Source organism: Mycobacterium sp. NGS64, from assembly GCF_059812245.1.
In genome coordinates this window covers 1-20316 of sequence record NZ_JCALCI010000013.1, presented here as the reverse complement: position 1 = coordinate 20316, position 20316 = coordinate 1, and the positions used below count along the sequence as shown (strand labels likewise).

Annotated in this window: 22 protein-coding genes; 11 read left to right on the top strand and 11 right to left on the bottom strand. The window is 66.8% G+C overall.

What is annotated here, in order from left to right:
• Positions 1-85: 85 nt before the first annotated feature.
• Positions 86-412, bottom strand: coding sequence for a hypothetical protein (locus AC5Y4S_RS27310; protein ID WP_500035689.1), 327 nt, complete (start codon positions 410-412; stop codon positions 86-88).
• A gap of 72 nt (positions 413-484) precedes the next feature.
• Positions 485-2719, bottom strand: coding sequence for a molybdopterin-dependent oxidoreductase (locus AC5Y4S_RS27305; protein ID WP_500035688.1), 2235 nt, complete (start codon positions 2717-2719; stop codon positions 485-487).
• 72 nt (positions 2720-2791) lie between these two features.
• Between AC5Y4S_RS27305 and AC5Y4S_RS27300 the strand changes: the two genes are divergently transcribed.
• The gene (locus AC5Y4S_RS27300) at positions 2792-3718 is read left to right on the top strand and encodes a TIGR03564 family F420-dependent LLM class oxidoreductase (RefSeq protein ID WP_500035687.1); all 927 of its coding nucleotides are present in this window, start codon (positions 2792-2794) and stop codon (positions 3716-3718) included.
• A gap of 126 nt (positions 3719-3844) precedes the next feature.
• On the opposite strand, the gene AC5Y4S_RS27295 is transcribed toward AC5Y4S_RS27300, so the two are convergent.
• Positions 3845-4270 carry a PPOX class F420-dependent oxidoreductase gene (locus tag AC5Y4S_RS27295; RefSeq protein ID WP_068183865.1) on the bottom strand — a complete coding sequence of 142 codons (426 nt, stop codon included), beginning with the start codon at positions 4268-4270 and terminating at the stop codon, positions 3845-3847.
• A gap of 119 nt (positions 4271-4389) precedes the next feature.
• On the opposite strand from AC5Y4S_RS27295, the gene AC5Y4S_RS27290 reads away from it, so the two are divergent.
• From AC5Y4S_RS27290 to AC5Y4S_RS27280, 3 genes are all read left to right on the top strand, one after another.
• Complete coding sequence (locus AC5Y4S_RS27290) at positions 4390-4572, top strand: hypothetical protein (protein WP_500035686.1); 183 nt, start codon at positions 4390-4392, stop codon at positions 4570-4572.
• Between the two features lie 28 nt (positions 4573-4600).
• Positions 4601-5035, top strand: coding sequence for a nuclear transport factor 2 family protein (locus AC5Y4S_RS27285; RefSeq protein WP_500035685.1), 435 nt, complete (start codon positions 4601-4603; stop codon positions 5033-5035).
• 204 nt (positions 5036-5239) lie between these two features.
• Entirely contained in the window at positions 5240-6634 is a 1395-nt protein-coding gene (locus AC5Y4S_RS27280; RefSeq protein WP_500035684.1) for a WS/DGAT/MGAT family O-acyltransferase, read from the top strand.
• Between the two features lie 21 nt (positions 6635-6655).
• On the opposite strand, the gene AC5Y4S_RS27275 is transcribed toward AC5Y4S_RS27280, so the two are convergent.
• Positions 6656-7093 carry a cupin domain-containing protein gene (locus AC5Y4S_RS27275; protein ID WP_500035683.1) on the bottom strand — a complete coding sequence of 146 codons (438 nt, stop codon included), beginning with the start codon at positions 7091-7093 and terminating at the stop codon, positions 6656-6658.
• A 65-nt stretch (positions 7094-7158) separates the two neighbouring features.
• Between AC5Y4S_RS27275 and AC5Y4S_RS27270 the strand changes: the two genes are divergently transcribed.
• Entirely contained in the window at positions 7159-8034 is an 876-nt protein-coding gene (locus AC5Y4S_RS27270; RefSeq protein WP_500035682.1) for an alpha/beta fold hydrolase, read from the top strand.
• A 35-nt stretch (positions 8035-8069) separates the two neighbouring features.
• On the opposite strand, the gene AC5Y4S_RS27265 is transcribed toward AC5Y4S_RS27270, so the two are convergent.
• The 7 genes from AC5Y4S_RS27265 to AC5Y4S_RS27235 all read right to left on the bottom strand — a co-directional run bounded on the left by AC5Y4S_RS27265 (position 8070) and on the right by AC5Y4S_RS27235 (position 13478).
• On the bottom strand, positions 8070-9341 hold the full coding sequence (locus AC5Y4S_RS27265) for an amidohydrolase family protein (RefSeq protein ID WP_500035681.1): 1272 nt from the start codon (positions 9339-9341) through the stop codon (positions 8070-8072).
• Between the two features lie 174 nt (positions 9342-9515).
• Positions 9516-10103, bottom strand: a complete 588-nt coding sequence (locus AC5Y4S_RS27260; RefSeq protein ID WP_500035680.1) for a PaaI family thioesterase — start codon at positions 10101-10103, stop codon at positions 9516-9518.
• Positions 10104-10181: 78 nt separating this feature from the next.
• Positions 10182-10685: a nuclear transport factor 2 family protein gene (locus AC5Y4S_RS27255; RefSeq protein WP_500035679.1), complete on the bottom strand. Its 504-nt coding sequence runs from the start codon at positions 10683-10685 to the stop codon at positions 10182-10184.
• Complete coding sequence (locus AC5Y4S_RS27250; RefSeq protein ID WP_500035678.1) at positions 10682-11551, bottom strand: LLM class F420-dependent oxidoreductase; 870 nt, start codon at positions 11549-11551, stop codon at positions 10682-10684. Before AC5Y4S_RS27250 ends, AC5Y4S_RS27255 begins: the two co-directional genes overlap by 4 nt.
• A complete protein-coding gene (locus tag AC5Y4S_RS27245) occupies positions 11551-12342 on the bottom strand; it encodes an SDR family NAD(P)-dependent oxidoreductase (protein WP_500035677.1) in 792 nt (263 codons plus the stop codon). Before AC5Y4S_RS27245 ends, AC5Y4S_RS27250 begins: the two co-directional genes overlap by 1 nt.
• A gap of 8 nt (positions 12343-12350) precedes the next feature.
• On the bottom strand, positions 12351-13184 hold the full coding sequence (locus AC5Y4S_RS27240; RefSeq protein ID WP_500035676.1) for a mycofactocin-coupled SDR family oxidoreductase: 834 nt from the start codon (positions 13182-13184) through the stop codon (positions 12351-12353).
• Between the two features lie 6 nt (positions 13185-13190).
• Positions 13191-13478 (bottom strand): 2Fe-2S iron-sulfur cluster-binding protein, encoded by a 288-nt coding sequence (locus AC5Y4S_RS27235; protein ID WP_500035675.1) that lies wholly within the window; start codon positions 13476-13478, stop codon positions 13191-13193.
• 184 nt (positions 13479-13662) lie between these two features.
• Here AC5Y4S_RS27235 and AC5Y4S_RS27230 point away from each other — a divergent pair, with 184 nt between their 5' ends.
• From AC5Y4S_RS27230 to AC5Y4S_RS27205, 6 genes are all read left to right on the top strand, one after another.
• Positions 13663-15264, top strand: coding sequence for a flavin-containing monooxygenase (locus tag AC5Y4S_RS27230; protein WP_500035734.1), 1602 nt, complete (start codon positions 13663-13665; stop codon positions 15262-15264).
• Positions 15264-16064 carry a mycofactocin-coupled SDR family oxidoreductase gene (locus AC5Y4S_RS27225; protein WP_500035674.1) on the top strand — a complete coding sequence of 267 codons (801 nt, stop codon included), beginning with the start codon at positions 15264-15266 and terminating at the stop codon, positions 16062-16064. Before AC5Y4S_RS27230 ends, AC5Y4S_RS27225 begins: the two co-directional genes overlap by 1 nt.
• Before the next feature lie 157 nt (positions 16065-16221).
• Positions 16222-17406, top strand: a complete 1185-nt coding sequence (locus AC5Y4S_RS27220) for an acyl-CoA dehydrogenase family protein (RefSeq protein ID WP_500035673.1) — start codon at positions 16222-16224, stop codon at positions 17404-17406.
• A gap of 20 nt (positions 17407-17426) precedes the next feature.
• Positions 17427-18335, top strand: a complete 909-nt coding sequence (bphC, locus tag AC5Y4S_RS27215; protein WP_500035672.1) for a biphenyl-2,3-diol 1,2-dioxygenase — start codon at positions 17427-17429, stop codon at positions 18333-18335.
• Positions 18332-19798 (top strand): FAD-dependent oxidoreductase, encoded by a 1467-nt coding sequence (locus AC5Y4S_RS27210; RefSeq protein WP_500035671.1) that lies wholly within the window; start codon positions 18332-18334, stop codon positions 19796-19798. The genes bphC and AC5Y4S_RS27210 overlap by 4 nt, the downstream gene beginning before the upstream one ends.
• Positions 19799-19811: 13 nt before the next feature.
• On the top strand, positions 19812-20255 hold the full coding sequence (locus AC5Y4S_RS27205) for a nuclear transport factor 2 family protein (RefSeq protein ID WP_500035670.1): 444 nt from the start codon (positions 19812-19814) through the stop codon (positions 20253-20255).
• Positions 20256-20316 lie beyond the last annotated feature (61 nt).

The following is a 20316-nucleotide window of genomic DNA, read 5'->3' as shown; positions in this document are numbered from 1 at the left end:
CACCCGACGACAGCCGGCGCGTCAAAGGTTCACCCGAAGCGGGCTGGGGTGAGCCGAAACACATTTCGACCGATCGCGAAAATGTTCAGCTTCCGGGGACGGACAGGGTGGCCTGCTGCTCGACCTGTTGGCCCTGCTGCTCGGCCTGCTGGGCCTCCTGAAGGTCGAGTTGCTCTTGCTGTTCGGCCTGTTGCTCGGACTGTTGAATCTCCTGTTGAATTTGCAGTTGCTGCTGCAGTTGGGCTTCGTCGTCGTCGCCGTCCGTGGCGAAGCTCCGGTCCACCAAATTCATGGGTGCCCCAATGGTTTTGGTGTCATCGGGATGCACAGTGTGAAACAGCGCCAGCGTAGCGAACGTCGCGACGCCGGCGAAAAACGTTTGAACTAATACGATCTGCCTATTTGCCGCCATCCCGCAATGCTGCGGGCTCGTGTTAGCAGCACGCTGAATCGTTGTTAGCGATCGGCTGTGAATCGCGCGGGTTCAGACGGTCTGCGCGGACCGGAACCGGGCTTGATCGTCGATGATGGTCACCGGGATGCCGTTGAGGGCGCCGTTGCCCGACGGTTCGTCGAGGAACGTCGGGGGGGACAGCACGTTGGTGTTGGCCCCCGGTGAACCGTTGGCCACCGACATGCGGGTGCCGGGTTTGCCGTGCCCCCAGCCGTGCGGCATCGACACGACGCCGGGTTTGATCGCCTCGGTGACCTCGACGGGCACCTTGATCTCGCCGGCCGCCGATTTCACCGTCACGATGTCGCCGTCGGCGACTCCGCAGCGGGCCGCGTCGTCGGGGTGGATCAGCAAGGTGCAGCGGTCCCTGCCCTTCATCAGCGCGGGCACGTTGTGCATCCAGGTGTTGTTCGATCGCACATGCCGGCGACTGACCAGGACGAGCGGCTCGGCCGGGCGCTCCATACGCGCCGCCAACCGCGGCAGGTCGTCGAGCAGGTACTGCGGCGCGAGGCGGATTTTCTTGTCGGGGGTGCCCAGGATGTCGGGCAGCTGCGGCACCATCGGCCCGAAGTCGATTCCGTTCGGGTTCGCCTTGAGCAGGTCCAGCGTCAGCCCGCCCGGGTTCTTGCCGTACTGGTCCCCGAACGGCCCGGTTCGCAGCGTGAGGTCGAGCATCCGCTCGGGCCCGCCGTGCTCGTAGAGCTTGCGGATCTCCGCGCCGTCGACTCCCTGGGTGAAGGCTAGGTAGTCGAAGAACCCGTCGTCGATGGCGGCGACGTCGACGTCCTCGGCCGGTGTCCCGGTGCACAGGCCGGTCAGCCGGATCAGGATCTCCCATTCGTGCGGGCGGTCACCCGGGTCGAACACCGGCGCCGAGTAGTTGGCGATGCTGTGGATCGCGAAGAGGAGGATCAGGTCGTCATGGTGCGGCTGCTCGAGCGGGGACAGCCCGGGCAGGATCACATCCGCGTGCCGCGTCGTCTCGTTGAGCCAAAGGTCAACGGAGATCATCGCTTCCAGCATCGGCAGCACCTCGTCGAGCTTGTCGCCGCCGGGCGTCGACAGCACCGGGTTGCCGGCGACCGTGATCAGCGCCTTCAGCTGCCCCTCCCCGGGTGTGGCGATTTCTTCTGCCATGCAAGACACCGGGGCCTGCCCGAGAACCTCCTTCGCGCCGCGCACCCGGGTGCGCCAGCGTCCGAATTCCGGGAGGCCGCCCTCCAGGCCGGGCAGTGGCTGCGTGGTGATCGACCAGGCCGCCGGCTTGGGGAACATCGCGCCGCCGGGCGCGTCGAAATGGCCGGTCAGAATGTTGATCACGTCGACCAGCCAGCTGGCCAGGCTGCCAAACTCCTGATTGCACAGGCCGATTCGCCCGTACACCACCGATCGCTCGGTGCCGGCGAGTTCGCGGGCCAGCCGGCGGATGCGGTCTTCGTCGATGCCGGTGACCGCGCTCACCCGCTCCGGCGGCCACTCGGCGGCGACCCGGCGCATCGTGTCGAGACCGTCGACGTGCGGTCCGGCGTTGACCAGATCCTCGTCGAAGAGGGTGTGCGCGACGGCCAGCAACAGCGCCGCGTCGGTGCCGGGCACGATCGGCAGCCACTCGTCGGCCTGGGCGGCGGTCTGGGTGCGCACCGGGTCGATGACGATCACCCTGCCGCGTTTGCGAATACCGTTGATCAGGCCCATCACGTCGGGCGCGGCCAGCAGCGAACCCTGCGAGGCGGCGGGGTTGGCGCCCATGATCACCATCAGGTCGGTGCGCTCGATGTCGGGCACGGGGAAGTTCCACCACAGGCCGTACATCAGATGCGACGACAGGTTCTTGGGCCACTGGTCGACGGTCCCGGGCGAGTAGGTGACCGGCATCCCGGACATGCCCATCAGCACGCCCGCATACCGGGCCAGCGAAAACGAGTGCGCCAGTGGGTTACCGGTATAGGCGGTGACCGCACCGATCCCGTACTTTTCGATCACCGGTGTGAGCAGTTCGGTGCAGCGACGAAACGCCGCGTCCCAGCTGACCTCCTGCCACTGCCCGTCGACCTTGATCATCGGGCGCCGGATGCGGTCCGGGTCGTCGTGCACCGCGGCCAGCGACACGCCCTTGGGGCACAGGTGCCCGCGGCTCCAGACGTCGTCGCGGTTGCCGCGGATGCTGGTGACTTTGCCGCCCTCGACCTGAATTTCCAAGCCGCACATCGCTTCACACAGTGGGCAGGTGCGCAGGTGCCTGCCGTCCTCGCCGGTCGCCACCCACCCACTGTATTCCGCTACTGCCGGTAGCGGAAGTAGCATCTTTCAGAGGGCGAAAGAGAGGAACATAAGGTGCAGATCAGCGTGAATTGCTTCCTCAGCGACGACCCCTCGCGGTCGCTGGTCGACGACTTCGTAGCGGAGCTCGCGGCGCTGCGCGACGAGGGATTCCGCAGAGTCTGGGTGGCCCAAATGCCTTGGCAGGCAGACGTGTTGACCGTCCTTGCGGTCGCGTTCCGCGAGGTGGACACGATCGAGGTGGCGACGGGTGTGCTGCCGATCCAGAACCAGCAGCCGATGCTGATGGCGCAGCGCGCGCTCGCCCTCAGCCTGATCTCCGGCGGCCGATTCACCCTCGGGCTGGGCATGACCCATCGCATGGTCACCGAGGGAATGTGGGGGATTCCGTGGGACAAGCCGGTGCGCCGACTCGGCGAGTACCTCGACGGCCTGCTGCCCCTGCTGGAAGGCAAGGACGCCAACGCCACGGGTGAGACGGTGACCACCCGCGGATCGGTGCGCGTTCCCGGCGCCCCGGCGCCTCCGGTGTATATCGCGGCCCTCGGCCCGCAGCTGCTGCGGCTGACGGGTCGGCGCTGCGCGGGGACGGAGACGTGGATGACCGGACCCAAGACCCTCGCCGAACACGTCGGGCCCACTCTTCGCAACGCGGCCGCCGAGGCCGGCCGCCCAGAGGGCGCGGTGCGGGTGGCGGCCTCGCTGCCGATCGCGGTCACCGATGACGTCGACGGGCTGCGTGCACAAGCGGCCGAACAGTTCGTGCTCTACGGGCAACTGCCGTCATACCGGGCCATGCTCGATCGCGAGGGATACCGCGACCCGCAGGATGCGGCCCTCATCGGCGACGAGGCGACCGTCACGGAACGCCTCGATGAACTGCGCGCGGCCGGTGTCGACGAGTTCGTCGGCTACGCATTCGACACCTCCGACGAGGGCCGAGCCCGCACCCGGAGCCTGCTGCGGCGGTACGCCGGCTAATCGGCCTTCGGCGTTGGGTGTGAATCGTGGGTCTTGCGTGTGAATCCTGGGTGGGAAGATCGCCCGAATCCCGCCACCTGTACACGCTGAAAGCCCTCGATTCACACGCCGCCAGGCCCCCGATTCTCAGGCCGTCCAGGGGCCGATGCCGCCGACCTTCTCGATGCGGATGCGGGTGAGGAATCCCGGCGGCGCGCCGTCCGGCGGGAACTTCATGTTCGGGTCGCCCAGGACCGGGTTGAGCTCGGTCAGGAGCTCGGGCGCCCCGCCCTCGACGATGCGCGCGGTACCGGTGACGGACAGGTAGGGCCGCATCCCCTGGCCCGCTTTGTCCAGCGCCAGGATCGTGACGGCGACGCGGGGGTCGTTGCGGACGTTGCGCACCTTCTTGTGTTCGGCGAGGTGCGCGGTGACGAGTTCATCCCCGTCGGGCGTCGACTGCAACGCGACCCAGACAACGCTGACCTGGGGGCTGCCGTCGGGATTCAGGGTGACCAGGGTGGCGTCGGCACCCTTACCAATAAGATCGCGCGCGGCGTCGTTGAGTTTCATGCGTGCTTATACCGTCGCGCGCGGCGATTCATTCCCGCTTCATATTCGCAGGAATGACATTTGAATCTGACCAGTTGGCTGTACAAGCAGCGGACGCCGCTTTTAGCGTCGTTCACGACATGAGCGATCATCAAGAGCCCACCGGCATCGAGCACCTACGCAGCGAGCTGCTCGATCGCATGGATGCGCAGCATTTCGAGGACTGGTCCCCCGCCCTCTTGCGTGCCCTCATCGCGGTCTTCGACTTGAACGGGGTCACGCCGACGGCCCAACGCAGCTTCCGGCCTTATCTCGTCAGGTAACGCACGCTCGCGCATTAGGCTCGCGACGGTGGAGATGTGGGAATTGCTCGCCCGTGAGCAGATCCGGGACACGCTCGCGCGCTACAACTGGTCGGGTGACGCGGGCCGGCTCGAGGGCCTGGCGGAGACGTTCTGCGCGGACGGAGTCCTCGAGATCCGCGGGCGGCAGCCATTGCGCGGGCGAACCGAGATCGTGTCGTTCCTCGGCGGCGTCAAGGGCAACGTCGCCCGCAACGTCGACGTCAAGCCCGTCGTGCGGCACAACGTCGCCAATGTGCTCTTCACCGGCCTCACCCCCGACCGGGCGGAGGTCTCGTCCTACTTCACCGTGGTCACCCACATCGGGCTCGACCATTTCGGCCGCTACCGCGACGTGCTCGTGCCGGACGGCGGCAGGTGGCTGATCAAGCATCGCAAGGTGTCGACGGACTGGGCGGCCCCGGATTCGACCATGGCCCGCTGACCCGCGCGGCGGTCAGATGAATCTTGGTGGCGATTTCGTTAAATGTACCGCCGAGATGTTTGCCAACGCCCGCCAACCGGCTACAGATTAGGGATCACATCAAGAGATTGCGGTCTGCTCTGATGCTGTGCGCGATCGGGGGCCGGGGTTGACCGCCGGTCATGTGACCAGGGGTCACGACCGTGCGAACGAGATGGGCGGGGCATGCAACGACTCAGCGGGCTGGACGCGTTCTTTTTGTACCTGGAGTCACCGACGCAGCCATTGAATGTTTGCTGTGTCGTGGAGCTGGACCCGGAAACGAAACCGGGCGGCTACACGTTCGAGGGGTTCCGGGAGGCGCTGGCGGCGCGGGTGGACGCCGTGCCCGAATTTCGCCTCAAGCTGGCCGACAGCCAACTCAACTTCGACCATCCGGTCTGGGTCGACGACGAAAGCTTCGACCTCTCTCGACACCTGCACCACGTCGCGCTCCCCTCGCCCGGCGGGCCGAAGGAGTTAGCGGAGATCTGCGGGCACGTCGCGGGCCTGGCCCTCGATCGGGATCGCCCGCTGTGGGAGATGTGGGTCATCGAGGGCCTGCACGGCACCGAGGCCCTGTCCGTCGTCCTCAAGGCCCACCACGCGGTGGTCGACGGGGTCGGGGGCGCCAACCTGCTGGCCCAGCTGTGCAGCAGCGCGGCCGACGCGCCGCCGCCCGCCCCCGTGGAACGCACCGGTGGGGCGAACCTACTGCAGATCGCCGCGTCGGGGTTGATCGGCGCCGCGTTGCGGCCGTGGCGGTTGGCCAAAGTGGTGCCGGCGACCGTGCTGACCCTCGGGCAGACCGTGTTGCGCGCCCGGGGCGGCGGGCCCACGATGGCCGCCCCGTTCGCCGCGCCGCCGACGGCGTTCAACGGCCCGTTCACCCGCCGGCGCAACGTCGCCCTGACCACCGTGGACCTCGACGACGTCAAGACGGTCAAGAACCGGTTCGGCGTGACGATCAACGACGTGGTGACGGCGCTGTGCGCGGGGGCGCTGCGCCAGTTCCTGTCCGACCGGGGCGAACTACCGGACAGCCCCATGGTGGCCAGCGTGCCGGTATCGGTGCGCGGCAGGTCCGATCGACCGGGCCGAAACCAGACCACGTGGATGCTGTGCCGGCTCGAAACCCACATCGACGAGCCGGCCCAGCGACTGATCAGCATCGCCGAAGCCAACGCCTGCGCCAAAGACCATGCCGCCGCGATGGGCCCCACCCTCCTGCAGGACTGGACGCAAGTGGCCGGGCAAACCATGTTCGGCGCTGCCATGAAGCTGTTGCCGCGAATCCCGTTGCCCGAGAAGCCGCCACACAACCTGGTGTTGTCGAACGTGCCCGGCCCGCAGGAACAGCTCTACTTCCTCGGGTGCCGGATCGACGCCATGTATCCGCTCGGGCCGATCATCGCGGGCGCCGGGCTCAACGTGACGGTCATGTCGCTCAACGGCCGGCTCGGCATCGGCATCATTTCGTGCCCCGACCTCGTTCCGGACCTGTGGGAGCTCGCCGACGCGTTTCCCGCGGCGCTGAAGGAATTGATGGATTGCTCCCCGCCGCCGGCGACCGTCCCGTGATTGACTGCGCCGCTTGGTGTTTCAGGCCGGTGGCTCTGCGCCGATCGTCAGGACGGCGAGGCGGCACCCCTCCGGGCCCGCGCGCCAGGCGTGGTCGACGCCCGTGACCACCGCGCTGTCACCGGCGGCGAGCGGGTGCGCGCCGTCGTCGAGGATCAGGTCCACCGAGCCGGAAAGCACGACGTCGAAATCGACGGTGTCCGTGTGGTGCATGGCGAACTCGGCGCCGGGTGCGTACTCGATCATCGTCCAGCGCAGCGCGCCGGGCGGGACGACCAGGTCGAGCAGGTCCGCGACCCGCCCGCCGGCGGCAACGGACGGCAGGGACGGCGCCGCGTACAGCACCGAATAGCGCAGCCCGCCGCGTCCGGCATCCCCTTGCAGCGTGACGGACTCGTCGCGCGCCGCGCACGACCGCCCGGACGCGTCGACGCCGGTGACCAGCAAGCTACCCGACATGGCCAGAGACTTTAGATGACCGATCGCTGGAACACCGCTCCCGCTCGCCGCGGCGGCATGGCAGGGTGACATCCGTGGCCAACACTTCTGAACTCGTCGAACAAGACCTGCGCGAAATCGGAACTCCGAAGGGCGCATTGCGCTACTACGACTGCGGCCCCGATTCGGCGCCGACGCTGCTCTTCCTGCACGGCTCGGGTCCCGGGGTCACCGGCTGGCGCAACTTTCGCGGGATATTGCCGACATTCGCCGAGCAGTACCGCTGCCTGGTCCTGGAATTCCCCGGTTTCGGCGTCAGCGACGACTTCGGCGGCCACCCGATGGTCATGGCGTTCGGCACCGTCGGGCCGTTCCTGGACGCGCTGGGTGTCGGCAAGACGCACATCGTCGGCAACTCGATGGGCGGCGGCGTCGGCATCAACTTCGCCATCGGAAATCCCGACCGCGTCGACCGGCTGGTGACCATCGGCGGCATCGGCACCAACATCTTCAGCCCCAGCCCCAGTGAGGGCATCCGGCTGCTGCAGGAGTTCGTCGAGGACCCGACGCGCCAACGGCTGGTCGACTGGCTCAAGTCGATGGTGTATGACCAGTCGCTGGTCACCGACGAGCTGATCGAGGAACGCTGGGCGCTAGCGACGGATCCCGTCGCCCTGGACGCGGCCCGCCGAATGTACGGCAAGGCGGCCTTCGCCGCGATGAACGCCGGCATGGCCGCCTCCGACCGGCCGATGCCGTGGGCGGTCATGCACAAGCTGGCGGCGCCGACCCTGCTGACGTGGGGCCGCGACGACCGGGTGAGCCCGCCCGACATGGCGCTCCTGCCGATGCGCACCATCCCCAACGCCGAGCTGCACATCTTTCCGAACTCCGGGCACTGGGCCATGATCGAGGCCCGGCAGGCGTTCGAAAGCGTGGTGCTAGCTTTCCTCTCCCGCTAGGTGCGCTCGCGAGCGCGGCGAAGACGACCGCGCGTCTACTGGCGTTGGGGAGCGAGGCGCTTCAGCGCGAGCCCTCCCTCGAAGGGGCGGTAGCCGAACGCGGCCGGGGCGTGATATCCGGTCTTTTCAAGAGGCGTGCGCACTTCAGCTACCGTCGGGCCGATTTCGGCCGCGATCGGCGCCAGCGCGTCGAGGTCGAACCGGTATAGCCGAGCCGCATTGTCGGAGAGAATTTTCCGGCATTCGTCTTCGGATCTGTCGTGCAGCGCCCACCGGATGGCCAGCTTCGAATGCGGGGCGAAGCCCTCTTCGTGGGGGTAATCGCTTCCCCAGAGTATGTGGTCAGCGCCCATGAAGTCGATCATGCCTGATTCGAAGGGGGTCAATTCGCTGGCCAGGTAGCAGTTCCGCTGAACGTACTCGCTTGGTGTCAGGGTTAGCTGGTCGACCGAGGAACCGCCGAACATTCCGTAGGTGCGGTTACCGGCTTCCGTCTTCAGCGTCGGCACCATCGCGTCCAGGGTCATCAGCTGCTGTTGCACCCAAAGGGTGCCCTGCTCAGTCGGCACGAACCGCAGGTCGGGATGGCGTTCGAACACCCCGGCCAATATCAGGTGCCCAAGGGTGCGCTGGGCCCACAGTGCCATTTCCGTGATGAGCACGGCATTCGATGCCGGCTGATCCATGGGCATCGCCGGACTTCCGGGACCCCCGTGCTGCACGATCGTGAGATCGAGTTCGCTGCACAATGCCCAAATTGGCTCATAGCGGGTGTGGAACAGCGGAGCGACGTTGGGATCGCCTGGCGATACCGCGGGCAACAACACGCCACCAAAGCAATCCTGCTCGTTCCCCCACCGTATTTCGTCTAATGCGGCGTCCACATCGTTCGGGAAAACTTGGATCAATCCTCGCCGCCGCACCGGCGCCAGGGAACAGAAGTCAACCTGCCACCGGTTGTGCGCTTGCACACCCGCCCATCGATGTTCGAGCTCTTCTCGAGTCTGAGGCAACGAGATGGTGATGTTGGGAGATGTCGGGAAGAAGGGAGGAACGGTGTTCGGGAGCAATAGCTCCGCCGCCACCCCGTCGTCGTTCATCTCGGCAATGCGCAACTCGTTGTCCCAATTGCGCTTCGCCGTAGCAATGATCAAATCGTCAAACGGACTCGCGTAAGTCTTGGCCCACGCATCGAAGTCGTCGTGAAACGCGTGGGGCAGGTAAGGCTTGTAGTCGTAGAGGTCGGCTCCGGCGTGCGTATCCGCGGAAATGACGGTGTAGCGGGAAAGAGTCTCAGGCGCGGCCATGAATTCATCTCCTCGACGGGAATGCGATAAGCGTAATAGTCCCCCCGGCCGATAGCTATCGAGCGCCAGACGTTTCGCTCAGCGGGAGCCGACCTCTCATGTCGCGCCGACGGCCGCCGCCTGTTGATCGAGGTGACTCCCGATCTGCAGGTGTGCCACAGCGTCATCGCGCAGTCATCGTGGGGTGATGAACACGCCTTCGGCGGTGACGGTCGTTCCCCCACCGTCGGCAATCTCGCCCACCGCGAAGGTCTTCGCGCCGTCGATGCGATCGACGTGAGCGCTTGCGCGTACGACACCCAAGGGCGTTCCCCGCACATAACGCAGGCTGAGCGTGCCCGTGTAGGCCGGGCGTCCCGGGCGATGTGCGGTTGCACCGAGGACGTGGTCCAGGATTAACGCGCACACGCCGCCGTGAACATGACCGGGCGGACCCTCGTAAGCGGCACCGAGCGTGACCTCAGTCCACACAACACCTTCCGCGTCGTGGTGTATCACGAGAGGCGGTGCGACGGGATTGCGGACCCCGATCGCGACGTTTCCGGATGCCCTGGATTGGCCGTCGGCGACTTCGCGCAGCCCGAATGAGCCGGGCATCAGGTCTGCGCTCAACAGCCCTACCGCGCGATCGATGTGCGCTTTTGCCGCCGCAACGACGGCACCGTCCACTTCGGTGCGGATGGTGACATCGATGAGCCGACGGACGGAGCCGGCGAGCGACTCATATCCCGCCGGCCTACCGGCTTCGTTGTCATCAGCCACGACTGGCCGCCCATTGAATCAGCCGGGTCCGTCGCGATCGCGCGTCACGTGCCGGCTTTGGCCGAAAGCCGCTCACCCTCACGTTGGCCCCGCACCCAGTGCCGGTGCCGCCGCACCGGCGAGCCCAGCAGTCAGCAAAGCGCGCGCTCCGGGGTCGCCGTTGAGCACACGACTGGTGCGTTTGGTGATCCGCCAGCGCCCCTCGATGCGCCGCAGCTCGAAATGGTTTGCCGTCGAGCGCCATACGCGATAGCTCTCACCATCTCGGACCAGCACCAGCGATTCGGCGACCGCCACCGCCGAATCTTCGGTCACCGTCACGACGCTCGGTCCGATGAAGTGACAACAGCCATTGGCCACCAGATTCTGGTGGGACACAGAATCCACCATCGCATGAACGTCGTTCTGGCTGTTCATTTGCCAGCCTTCGACGTCGTAGGTGCCGTTGGTCGCCCAGAGTTGCGCGGCGGCGTCGGCGTCCCCGGCATCTACGGCCGGGCCGTACGACGCGATGAGCCGGGAGATTTCGCGTTCGTCTTCGAGATGGCGAAGCCGTGCCGCAAGATCGTCGATCTCATTCATGACCCGATTCCTTCCTCATCCTTCACCAGGTCCCGTAGGGCTGATAACTGATCGACGTAATGTGCCGCCGAGTGGGCGCGCACCGAGCATGTCACCGCGGTCGCTCCGACGTCACGCAGCGCGCGCAGGTGTTCTCGGACACGCGCGGGCTCGTGAGCGGGATCCAGGGCCCCGCAAGTGCCAAGCACGATATCGAAGTCTTCGGGAAGCTCGACGGCCGTCAGCATCAGACCAATATCGTCGAGGCCCAGTCCGAACGGCATCCATCCGTCCGCCAGTTCCACCGCGCGGCGCAGCGAACGTCGCGTCCTGCCGCCCACCCAGATCGGCATTGGGGATTGAAGCGCGAAAGGCCGCAACGCGATTCCCGAATACGAAAAGTACTTGCCAGCGTAGACCGGCTCCGGTCGCGACAGCGATGCCCGGAGGGCGCGCAGCGCGTCGTCGGCCCGTTCGCCGCGATCGGTGAACGGCGCACCGAGCAAGTCGAATTCGGCCGCCAGCGAGCCCACGCCGACGCCCAGTATCACGCGGCCGCCGCTGAGCCGATCCAAGGTGCCGTACTGCTTGGCGATCGCCAACGGATGATGATAGCCGAGCACTACCACCGATGTCGTCAACCGTATCCGGGTGGTCCGCGCGGCCATAAATCCCAACGTGGCCAGCGGATCCCAGTAGATGTCTCCGCGGGTAGCGCAATCGGCGAGCGGCACCGCGACATGTTCTGAACAAGTGAGGAAGTCGAACCCAAGCCTGTCGGCGGCCTCGGCGATACTGGCCAGCGCGTCGGCCGAGGCGGTCGCCTCCCACTCGCTTGCGACACCAGGCAGCCCGGCCACCACCGGGGTGGCCAATCCGAGCCGCATCATTTCTGGCCCAGGAGTTCCTGCACGGTGCGATGCGCGCCCAACACGATCGCGGCGCGGTCCGGCCCACTGCCCTGGTGTACCGCCTCGGCATTGCCGCCGGCGATGAACACGGGACCGTCGCTCAGGTGGTCGAGTCCCTCGCGGGCCACATCGACCGGTTCCGAGATCCGTAGACCCGGCACGTCGAAGTTCAGTCCCAGCCGTGCCATGGCCGGCGTGCGGGTCACCCCCAGCACGAGTTCGAGCACGTCCACACCAAACTCGCGCAATTCGAGCCACAAGCTCTCGGCGAACAGCCGACTGAAGGCCTTGGCACCGGTGTAGACCGACTGCCGCATCGAGCCGTGTGTGGCGGCCATCGAGCCGACCAACAGGATGCCGCCGCGCCCGCGCTCGCGCATCGGCCGGGCGTAGTGCTGCACGAGTTGCAGCATCCGGGTGACGTTGAGGTCGATCACCCGGGAGAAGTCAGCGAGGTCGGCATCCAGAAAAGGCTCGCTGCAGGTGTTCGCGCCCGCGTTGTAGATCAGCAGGCCGACCTCGAGATCGGCCGTCGCGGCCATGATCGCTGAAATTGCCTCGGAGTCAAGGAGATCGACCGCCAGCTCGCGCACCTTGACCCCTATCTCGCGGCATTGCCGCGCTGTGTCCTGCAGGGGTTCCGGCTTGCGGGCAAGCAGGACAAGGTTGAATCCGTCGGCCGCCAATTGCTTGGCGAACTCGGCGCCGACCCCCTCCGAACCGCCGGCAATCACCGCCCACGGGCCGTATTTACTGATGTCCGTCACGATTACCCCTATCGCTGGGTGGCGCCGGCATCGACCGGCAGGCTGACCGAAGTGATGTAGCGCGCCTCGTCGGATGCCAGGAACAAAGCCGCGTTGGCCACGTCGACCGCATCGATCCACGGGACCGGAAGCATGTTCATGTTCCGTGCCGCCTCGGCGAATTCGGCACGGGTCGGCGGCCGGTCCAAATCGGGGCGGAATGCTGCGCGCACCGCATCGTTCTGGATCAGCGGGGTGTCGACGTTGGTGGGGTGCACGCAGTTAACCCGAATATTGTGCGGTGCAAGCTCTTTGGCCAGGCTCTGCATCAGGCCGACCACGCCGTGCTTGGCTGCCGTGTAATGCGCTACACCGACCAGACCGCGCAATCCGGCGATTGAATTCGTGAGGATCATCGCCCCGGCGCCGCGCGCCATGAGGTGTGGCGCACCGGCCCGGCATGTGTGCCACACACCGGTGAGGTTGACGTCCAGCATGGTGCGCCAGGCTTTTTCGTCCAGCTCGAGCGCCATACCGCGCGACGTGATTCCGGCGGTCGCGCATACCACGTCCAATCCACCGAACCGCCGCACGCCGCGGTCGGTGGCGACCTGGACAGCGGCGAGGTCCCGCACGTCGACCGTTTCCGTGTGCACCCGCCCCCCCGCCTCGGAGACCAACGAGGCCGTCTCGTCGAGGTCGGCGACCGTGCTGTGCGGGACCACCACGGTGTCGATGGGTCCGCACACGTCGAGCGCCACGATGTCGGCGCCCTCCTGCGCGAACCGCACCGCCTGTGCGCGGCCGATCCCCCGCGCTGCGCCGGTGATCAGCGCGACCTTGCCGGCAAGACGCCCTGTCATGCGACGTTAAAACTCGACGTGGACATGGTCACTGAGCGGGCGCGCCTGGCAGCACAGGATCAAGCCCTCGGCACGGTCTTGGGGTCCGAGAACATCGCCACCGACCAAGTCCACCTCCCCGGACAACAACGTCGCCACGCACGAGCCGCAATGGCCCTCGCGACACGAATGTGGCACGTCAATTCGCGCGTCGAGCATCGTGTCCACGAGGGATTTGTCGCGCGGCCACCGCAGCCGATAGAGCTCGCCGTCCAACTCGACCTCGACGGTGGCAGCCCGCGCGTCGGTGGGCACGGCAGTATCACGCCTTCCGACTTCTGGCATACCGCGATTCTTACGAGGCGGCCGGTAGCGGCGGCGGCGTCATTCCGGTGGCCGGGAGGCCGTCATCCCGGCGTCCGGTCACCGGGACACTGCGGCCGTCTGCGCCCTCCGCGACCTACCGTAGGCGCCTGTGAAGACTGCAAGCGATCCGCGGATGGCCCCGGAAGTCGATGCCGTTGTCGTCGGTGCGGGCTTCGCGGGCCTCTACGCCCTGCACAAGCTACGGTCGGCAGGGTTGAGAGCCCGGGTGTTCGAGAGCGGGCCCGACATTGGCGGAACCTGGTACTTCAACCGATATCCCGGCGCCCGCTGCGACGTCGAAAGCGTGGACTATTGCTACTCGTTTTCGGATGAATTGCAGCAGGAGTGGGATTGGTCGGAGAAGTACGCCACCCAGGCCGAGATCCTCGCTTACATCAACTGGGTCGCCGACCGACTGGATCTGCGCCGCGACGTGACGCTGAACGCCCGCGTCACGTCGGCGGTACTCGACGAACGGAGCCTGCGCTGGACGGTGACCACCGATAGCGGCGAGCAGGTGACCGCGCGGTTCTGCCTGATGGCAACCGGCCCCTTGTCGGCGGCGCTGACCCCTTCCTTCCCCGGGTTGGAAACCTTCGCCGGGGATGTCCACCACACCGCATCGTGGCCCCACGAGCCGGTGGACTTCGCCGGCAAGCGGGTGGCGGTCATCGGCACCGGATCGTCTGGCATCCAGTCGATCCCGATCATCGCCGAAGCCGCGTCCCAGCTCTATGTCTTCCAGCGCACCCCGAATTACAGCGTGCCCGCGGGCAATCGGCCTCTCACTGATGCCGACCGCGCCGAGGTCAAGGCCAACTACGCGAAGCGGCGGCGGGCGTCATGGCGCAGCTCCGGCGGTTCGCCGCACGTGGCGTATCCCAAGCTGACGATGGAGGCCACGCCCGAGGAACGCCGCGCGGCATTCGAGAAGCGCTGGGATCTCGGCGGCGTGCTGTTCTCCAAGACCTTCACGGACCAGATGGTCGACCCGGCCGCCAACGACGAGGCCCGCAAGTTCTACGAAGAGAAGGTCCGTGCGATCATCGATGACCCGTCGCTGGCCGAACTGCTGATCCCTAACGACCACCCGATCGGGACTAAGCGAATCTGCACCGATACCAACTACTTTCAAACTTTCAATCGCCCCAATGTGAAGTTGGTCAGCGTGCGCCACACACCGATCGAGTCCATCGACCCGACCGGGATCAACACCACCGACGCCCACTACGACGTCGACATGATCGTGCTCGCGACCGGCTTCGACGCGATGACCGGTGCGCTGGCCAAGATCGACATCGTCGGCCGGGCCGGCAGGCGGCTCCGCGATTACTGGCGCGACGGACCCCGCACCTACCTCGGTTTGGGCGTCGACGGGTTCCCCAATCTCTTCGTGGTATGCGGCCCGGGGGCTCCCGCGGTGCTGGCGAACATGGTGTTGCACGCCGAGGCCAACGTGAACTGGATCGCCGACTGCATCACCTACCTCGACGCCCACGGCTACACCGCGATCGAGGCGACCCCGGACGCGGTCGATGACTGGGTCGCCGAGTGCGCCCGCCGGGCCGACGCCACCCTGTTTACCAAGGCCAACTCGTGGTACCTCGGAGCCAACATCCCCGGGAAGCCGCGCGTGTTCATGCTTTTCATCGGCGGCTTCGGGGTCTACCTCGACATCTGCACCGAGATCGCCGACGCCGGCTACAAGGGATTCTCACTGATCAAGGGATCCTGATGTCTGGTCTGCGTGGCCGCGTTGCGTTGGTGACCGGGGCCGCCCGGGGCAGCGGACGCTGCCACTGTGAGCGGTTCGCCGAGGAGGGCGCCGACGTCATCGCGCTGGACATGCCCGAGTCGGCCGCCGACCTCGAACAGACCGCGACCGCCGTCGCACGGCATGGGGTGCGCGTCGCGACGGGTCTGGCCGACGTCGGCGACTTCAGCGCGATGACGGCCGCGGTGGATGTCGCCGTCGCCGAACTCGGTCGCATCGACGTGGTTGTCGCCAATGCGGGAATCCATCCGGCGGGCGCCCCTACTTGGGAGATCACCGCCGAAAGCTGGCAGCAGGTCCTGGATATCAACCTCACCGGTGTCTGGCACACCGTCAGGGCGGGTGTACTGCACATTGGCGAGCGAGGCGGATCCGTCGTCATTATCAGCTCCACCAACGGTATTCGGGGCACGGCCAACACAGCCGCCTACACCGCCAGCAAGCATGCCGTGGTAGGACTGGCACGCACGCTCGCCAACGAGCTCGGCCCTCGAGGCATCCGCGTCAACACCGTTCACCCCGGGGCGGTCGGAACCGCGATGGTGCTCAACGAGGCGACGTTTCGGCGCCTACGGCCGGACTTGGAGAACCCGACAGCGGAGGACGCCGCCGAGGTGCTCACCGCTCGCCACCTGCTGCCGGTGCCCTGGGTCGAACCCGTCGACATCAGCAACGCCGTGGTGTTCCTCGCCTCCGACGAGGCGCGCTACATCACCGGCACCCAGATCGTGATCGACGCCGGCCTACTCGCGAAAGTGTAGGAGGCGGCGCTGCCGTTAATCGGCGGGACCGCGTCGTTGACAACGGCACCTATGCCGGGTTATGACGCAATTTCGTCCGCTGATCGGGATCAGCGGCGAGTCGGTGCCTGGACTGCGGTAAACCATTCAATAAGCCCACCCACGTTAGGACGATGAAATGAGCGAGCGGGTACTTGACCGAGTCGTAGAAATGGCCGACCAATTGCGCGAGCAGGCACCCATGGCCGAGCAGATCGGCCGGCTTACGGATGAGACGGTCAAGAACATGAAGGCGGCCGGTTTGATCCGGTTGCTGCAAACCAAGAAGTACCAGGGTTTCGAGGCCCACCCCCGCGAGTTCGCCGAGACGGTGATGGCCACGGCGGCACTGGATCCGGCCGCCGGCTGGATCGTCGGTGTGGTGGGCGTGCACCCCTACCAGCTGGCTTATGCCGATCCGAAGGTCGCTGCCGAGGTCTGGGCCGACGACGTCGACACCTGGATGGCTTCGCCGTACGCGCCACAGGGCGTGGCCAAGCCCGTGGACGGCGGCTACATCTTCAACGGCCGCTGGCAGTTCAGCTCGGGTACGGACCATTGCGACTGGATCATCCTGGGCGCGATGCTCGGCAACGAGCAGGGCATACCTTTGATGCCGCCGCAGATGCTGCACATGATCCTGCCCCGCAAGGACTACGAGATCGTCGAGGACTCCTGGAATGTGGTCGGGCTGCGTGGAACCGGTTCCAAGGACGTCATCGTCAAGGACGCGTTCGTCCCGACCTACCGCACCATGGACGCGACCAAGGTGATGGACGGCACCGCCCAGCGTGAGGCCGGCATGACCGATCCGCTGTACCTGATGCCGTGGTCGACGATGTTCCCGCTAGGCATCTCCGCGGCGACCATCGGCATCGCCGAGGGTGCGCTGGCCGCGCACCTCGACTATCAGCGGGAGCGAGTCGGCGCCACCGGAACCGCGATCAAGGACGACCCGTACGTCATGTACGCCGTCGGCGAGGCCGCAGCCGACATCAACGCCGCCCGCCAGGAACTGCTCGCCAACGCCGACCGCATCTATGACATGGTCGCCGCCGGCAAGGACGTGTCGTTTGCCGACCGCGCCGCGGGTCGCCGCACTCAAGTCCGTGCGGTCTGGCGCGCGGTGTCGGCGGTCGACGAAATCTTCGCCCGTTCGGGCGGCAATGCGTCACGGATGGACAAGCCACTGCAACGCTACTGGCGAGACGTGCATGTCGGCCAAATGCACGCCATCCATGTCCCCGGCACCACCTATCACGCGTCCGCGCTCAGTTCGCTGGGCATCGACCCGCCGGAAGGCCCGCTGCGGGCGTTGATTTAACGGCAACCTAGGAGCACGCGATGAGCGACCTGAAAAGCCTTGGCTACATCAGTATTTCGACCAACGACGTCGATCGCTGGCGGCATTTCGCCTTCGACGTCCTGGGTTTCGCCGAAGGTAAGGGATCCGACCCTTCGGCGCTGTACCTGCGGATGGACGAGCGGGCCGCCCGGATCGCCGTCGTGCCCGGCGAAACGGAGCGGGTGCTCACCATCGGCTGGGAGGTGCGCGATCGTGCGGCGCTGCAACGGGTCAAGTCCACCCTTGACGGTGCCGGCGTCGCGTTCAAGCAGCTCTCCGTCGACGAGGCCGAGGAGCGCAGGGTCGAAGAGGCGATCGCGTTCGAGGATCCCGCGGGCCACCCGCTCGAGGTTTTCCACGGTCCGGTGCTCGACCATAGCCCCGTGATCACGCCCTTCGGCGCGAAATTCGTCACCGGGGATCAGGGCCTCGGTCATGTCGTGCTGCCCGCGATGGACCCCAACGGGCTGTTCGACTTCTACACCGAGGTACTGGGTTTCCGTTCCCGCGGCGCTTTCCGGGTGCCGTTGCCGAAAGAGTTCGGCCCAGTGCGGGTGCGCTTCCTCGGCATCAACGAGCGCCATCACAGCCTGGCGATCGTGCCCGCCGCGCATCTGCGCGACCCGCGCGTCGTCCACATCATGGTGGAGGTCGACACCCTCGACGCGGTGGGCCAGGCGCTGGACCGGGTCAACGCCGAGGGGTTCCAGTTGTCCTCCACGCTGGGGCGCCACACCAACGACAAGATGATCTCCTTCTACGTCCGGGCGCCCGGCGATTGGGACATCGAGTTCGGCACCGAAGGCATGCGCGTCGACGAAACCTATTACACCGCAGAGGAAATCACCGCCGACAGCTACTGGGGTCACCAGTGGATCGGCGAGATGCCGGCGGCGATGCGGTTATGACGCCCGACGCGGACGTCACACCCGTCCCGGCATCAGCGATCGCTTCCTGGGATCAGGAGGCCGACGTCGTCATCGCGGGCTACGGGGTCGCGGGCGCCGCCGCGGCGGTCGAGGCCGCCCGGTCCGGGGCCGACGTGCTGGTTCTGGAACGCACCGGGTCGTGGGGCGGTGCCGCGGCGATGGCCGGCGGATTCATCTACCTCGGCGGCGGCACCGCGCTGCAAAAAGCTTGTGGCTTCAGCGATTCCGTCGACAACATGGCCGCCTTCCTCAACGTGGCGATGGGCCCCGGCGCCGACGAGAACCGGATCGCCGATTACTGCGCGGGCAGCGTCGCGCATTTCGACTGGCTCGTCGGTTGCGGGGTGCCGTTCAAGGCGGAGTTTTTCTCCGAGCCGGGCTGGGAGCCGATGGGCGACCAGGGCCTGATGTACAGCGGCGGCGAGAACGCATATCCGTTCAACACCATTGCCTCCCCCGCCCCGCGTGGGCACGTCCCGCAGATGCAGAACAAGAAGCAGGGCGAAGCCAGCGCCGGCTACATGCTGATGAAGCCCCTCGTCGAGACGGCCGCGGCGGCCGGCGCGCGGGCGCTCTACGACGTCCGCGTGCAAAGCCTGATCGTCGAGTCCGACGGCAGAGCCGTCGGACTCCGCGCCCGCCAATACGGCGCGGAGATGACGGTTCGGGCCCGCCGCGGGGTGGTGCTGGCGACGGGCAGCTTCGCCTACAACGACGCGATGGTGGCGCGGTACGCGCCGCGGATCGCAGGGCGGCCGGCCGCCTCGATCGAGCAGCACGACGGGCAGGCGATCCGGATGGCGCAGGCGCTGGGCGCCGATCTGGCCCACATGGACGCCACCGAGGTCGCGATCTTCATCGATCCCCAGCAACTGGTGCGCGGCATCCTGGTCAACGGCCGCGGCCAGCGCTACGTCCCCGAGGACACCTATCCGGGCCGGGTCGGGCAGCTGACGCTGTACCAGCAGGACAACGTCGCGTACCTGATCATTGACGACGACGCACAGCAGGAGGCGATGGCGTCGTGGTCGCCCAAGTTCATGCTGCGCCAGCCGACCTGGGTGGCCGACACCGTGGCCGACCTGGAACGCGACATGTGCCTGGCCCCCGGGTCGCTGCAGGCGACGGTGGCCGCCTACAACGAGGGCGCGGCGCGCGGCGAGGATCCGCTCCTGCACAAGAAGCCCGAGTGGCTCAGGCCGATCGGTTCCCCGGTCGGGGCAATCGACCTGCGGGAGAACACCGGAGGGTTCACGCTGGGTGGGCTGGCGACCACGTTGGAGGCCGAGGTCCTGCACGTCAGCGGCGAGCCCATCCCGGGGCTCTTCGCCGCCGGCCGGTCGACCGCGGGACTGGCCGCGTGGGGTTACGCCAGCGGCATCTCGCTCGGCGACGGCAGCTTCTACGGCCGCCGCGCGGGCCGGTCCGCGGCCAAGGGCTGAGCCTCCTCGACCCATGGACGGCGATCGACTGCGAATCCTGCTCGACGAGCGTGACATCGAACGAGCGTTGAAGCAGTTCGCCCGCGCGATGGACGATCGCGACTGGGCCGCGATGGCCGAGATCTTGGCCGATGACGCCGAGGGCGACTTCGGGACCGGCCGCCTGCGCGGAAGGGCGGCGATGATCGAGCTGATCCGCGGCTTCCTCGACAATTGCGGTCCGACCCAACATCTTCTCGCCAACGTGGTCATCGATGTCGACGGCGACACCGCGATCAGTCGTGCCTACGTCCACGATGTTCACCTGAGCTCGGACGCAAACCCCGCGACAAGGTTTTACACGCTCGGCGACTACAGGGACACGTGGCAACGGCGCTCCGATGGAACGTGGGAATTGCAGGAGCGGTTGAAGACAAATCGCGCCCACGTCGGCTCGCTCGACGTCTTTCGCGGTTAACGGCGCCAACGGCGTCCGGTCGAACACCTGGCGCCTCGCCGCGGTCCGCCCGAAAATCGTG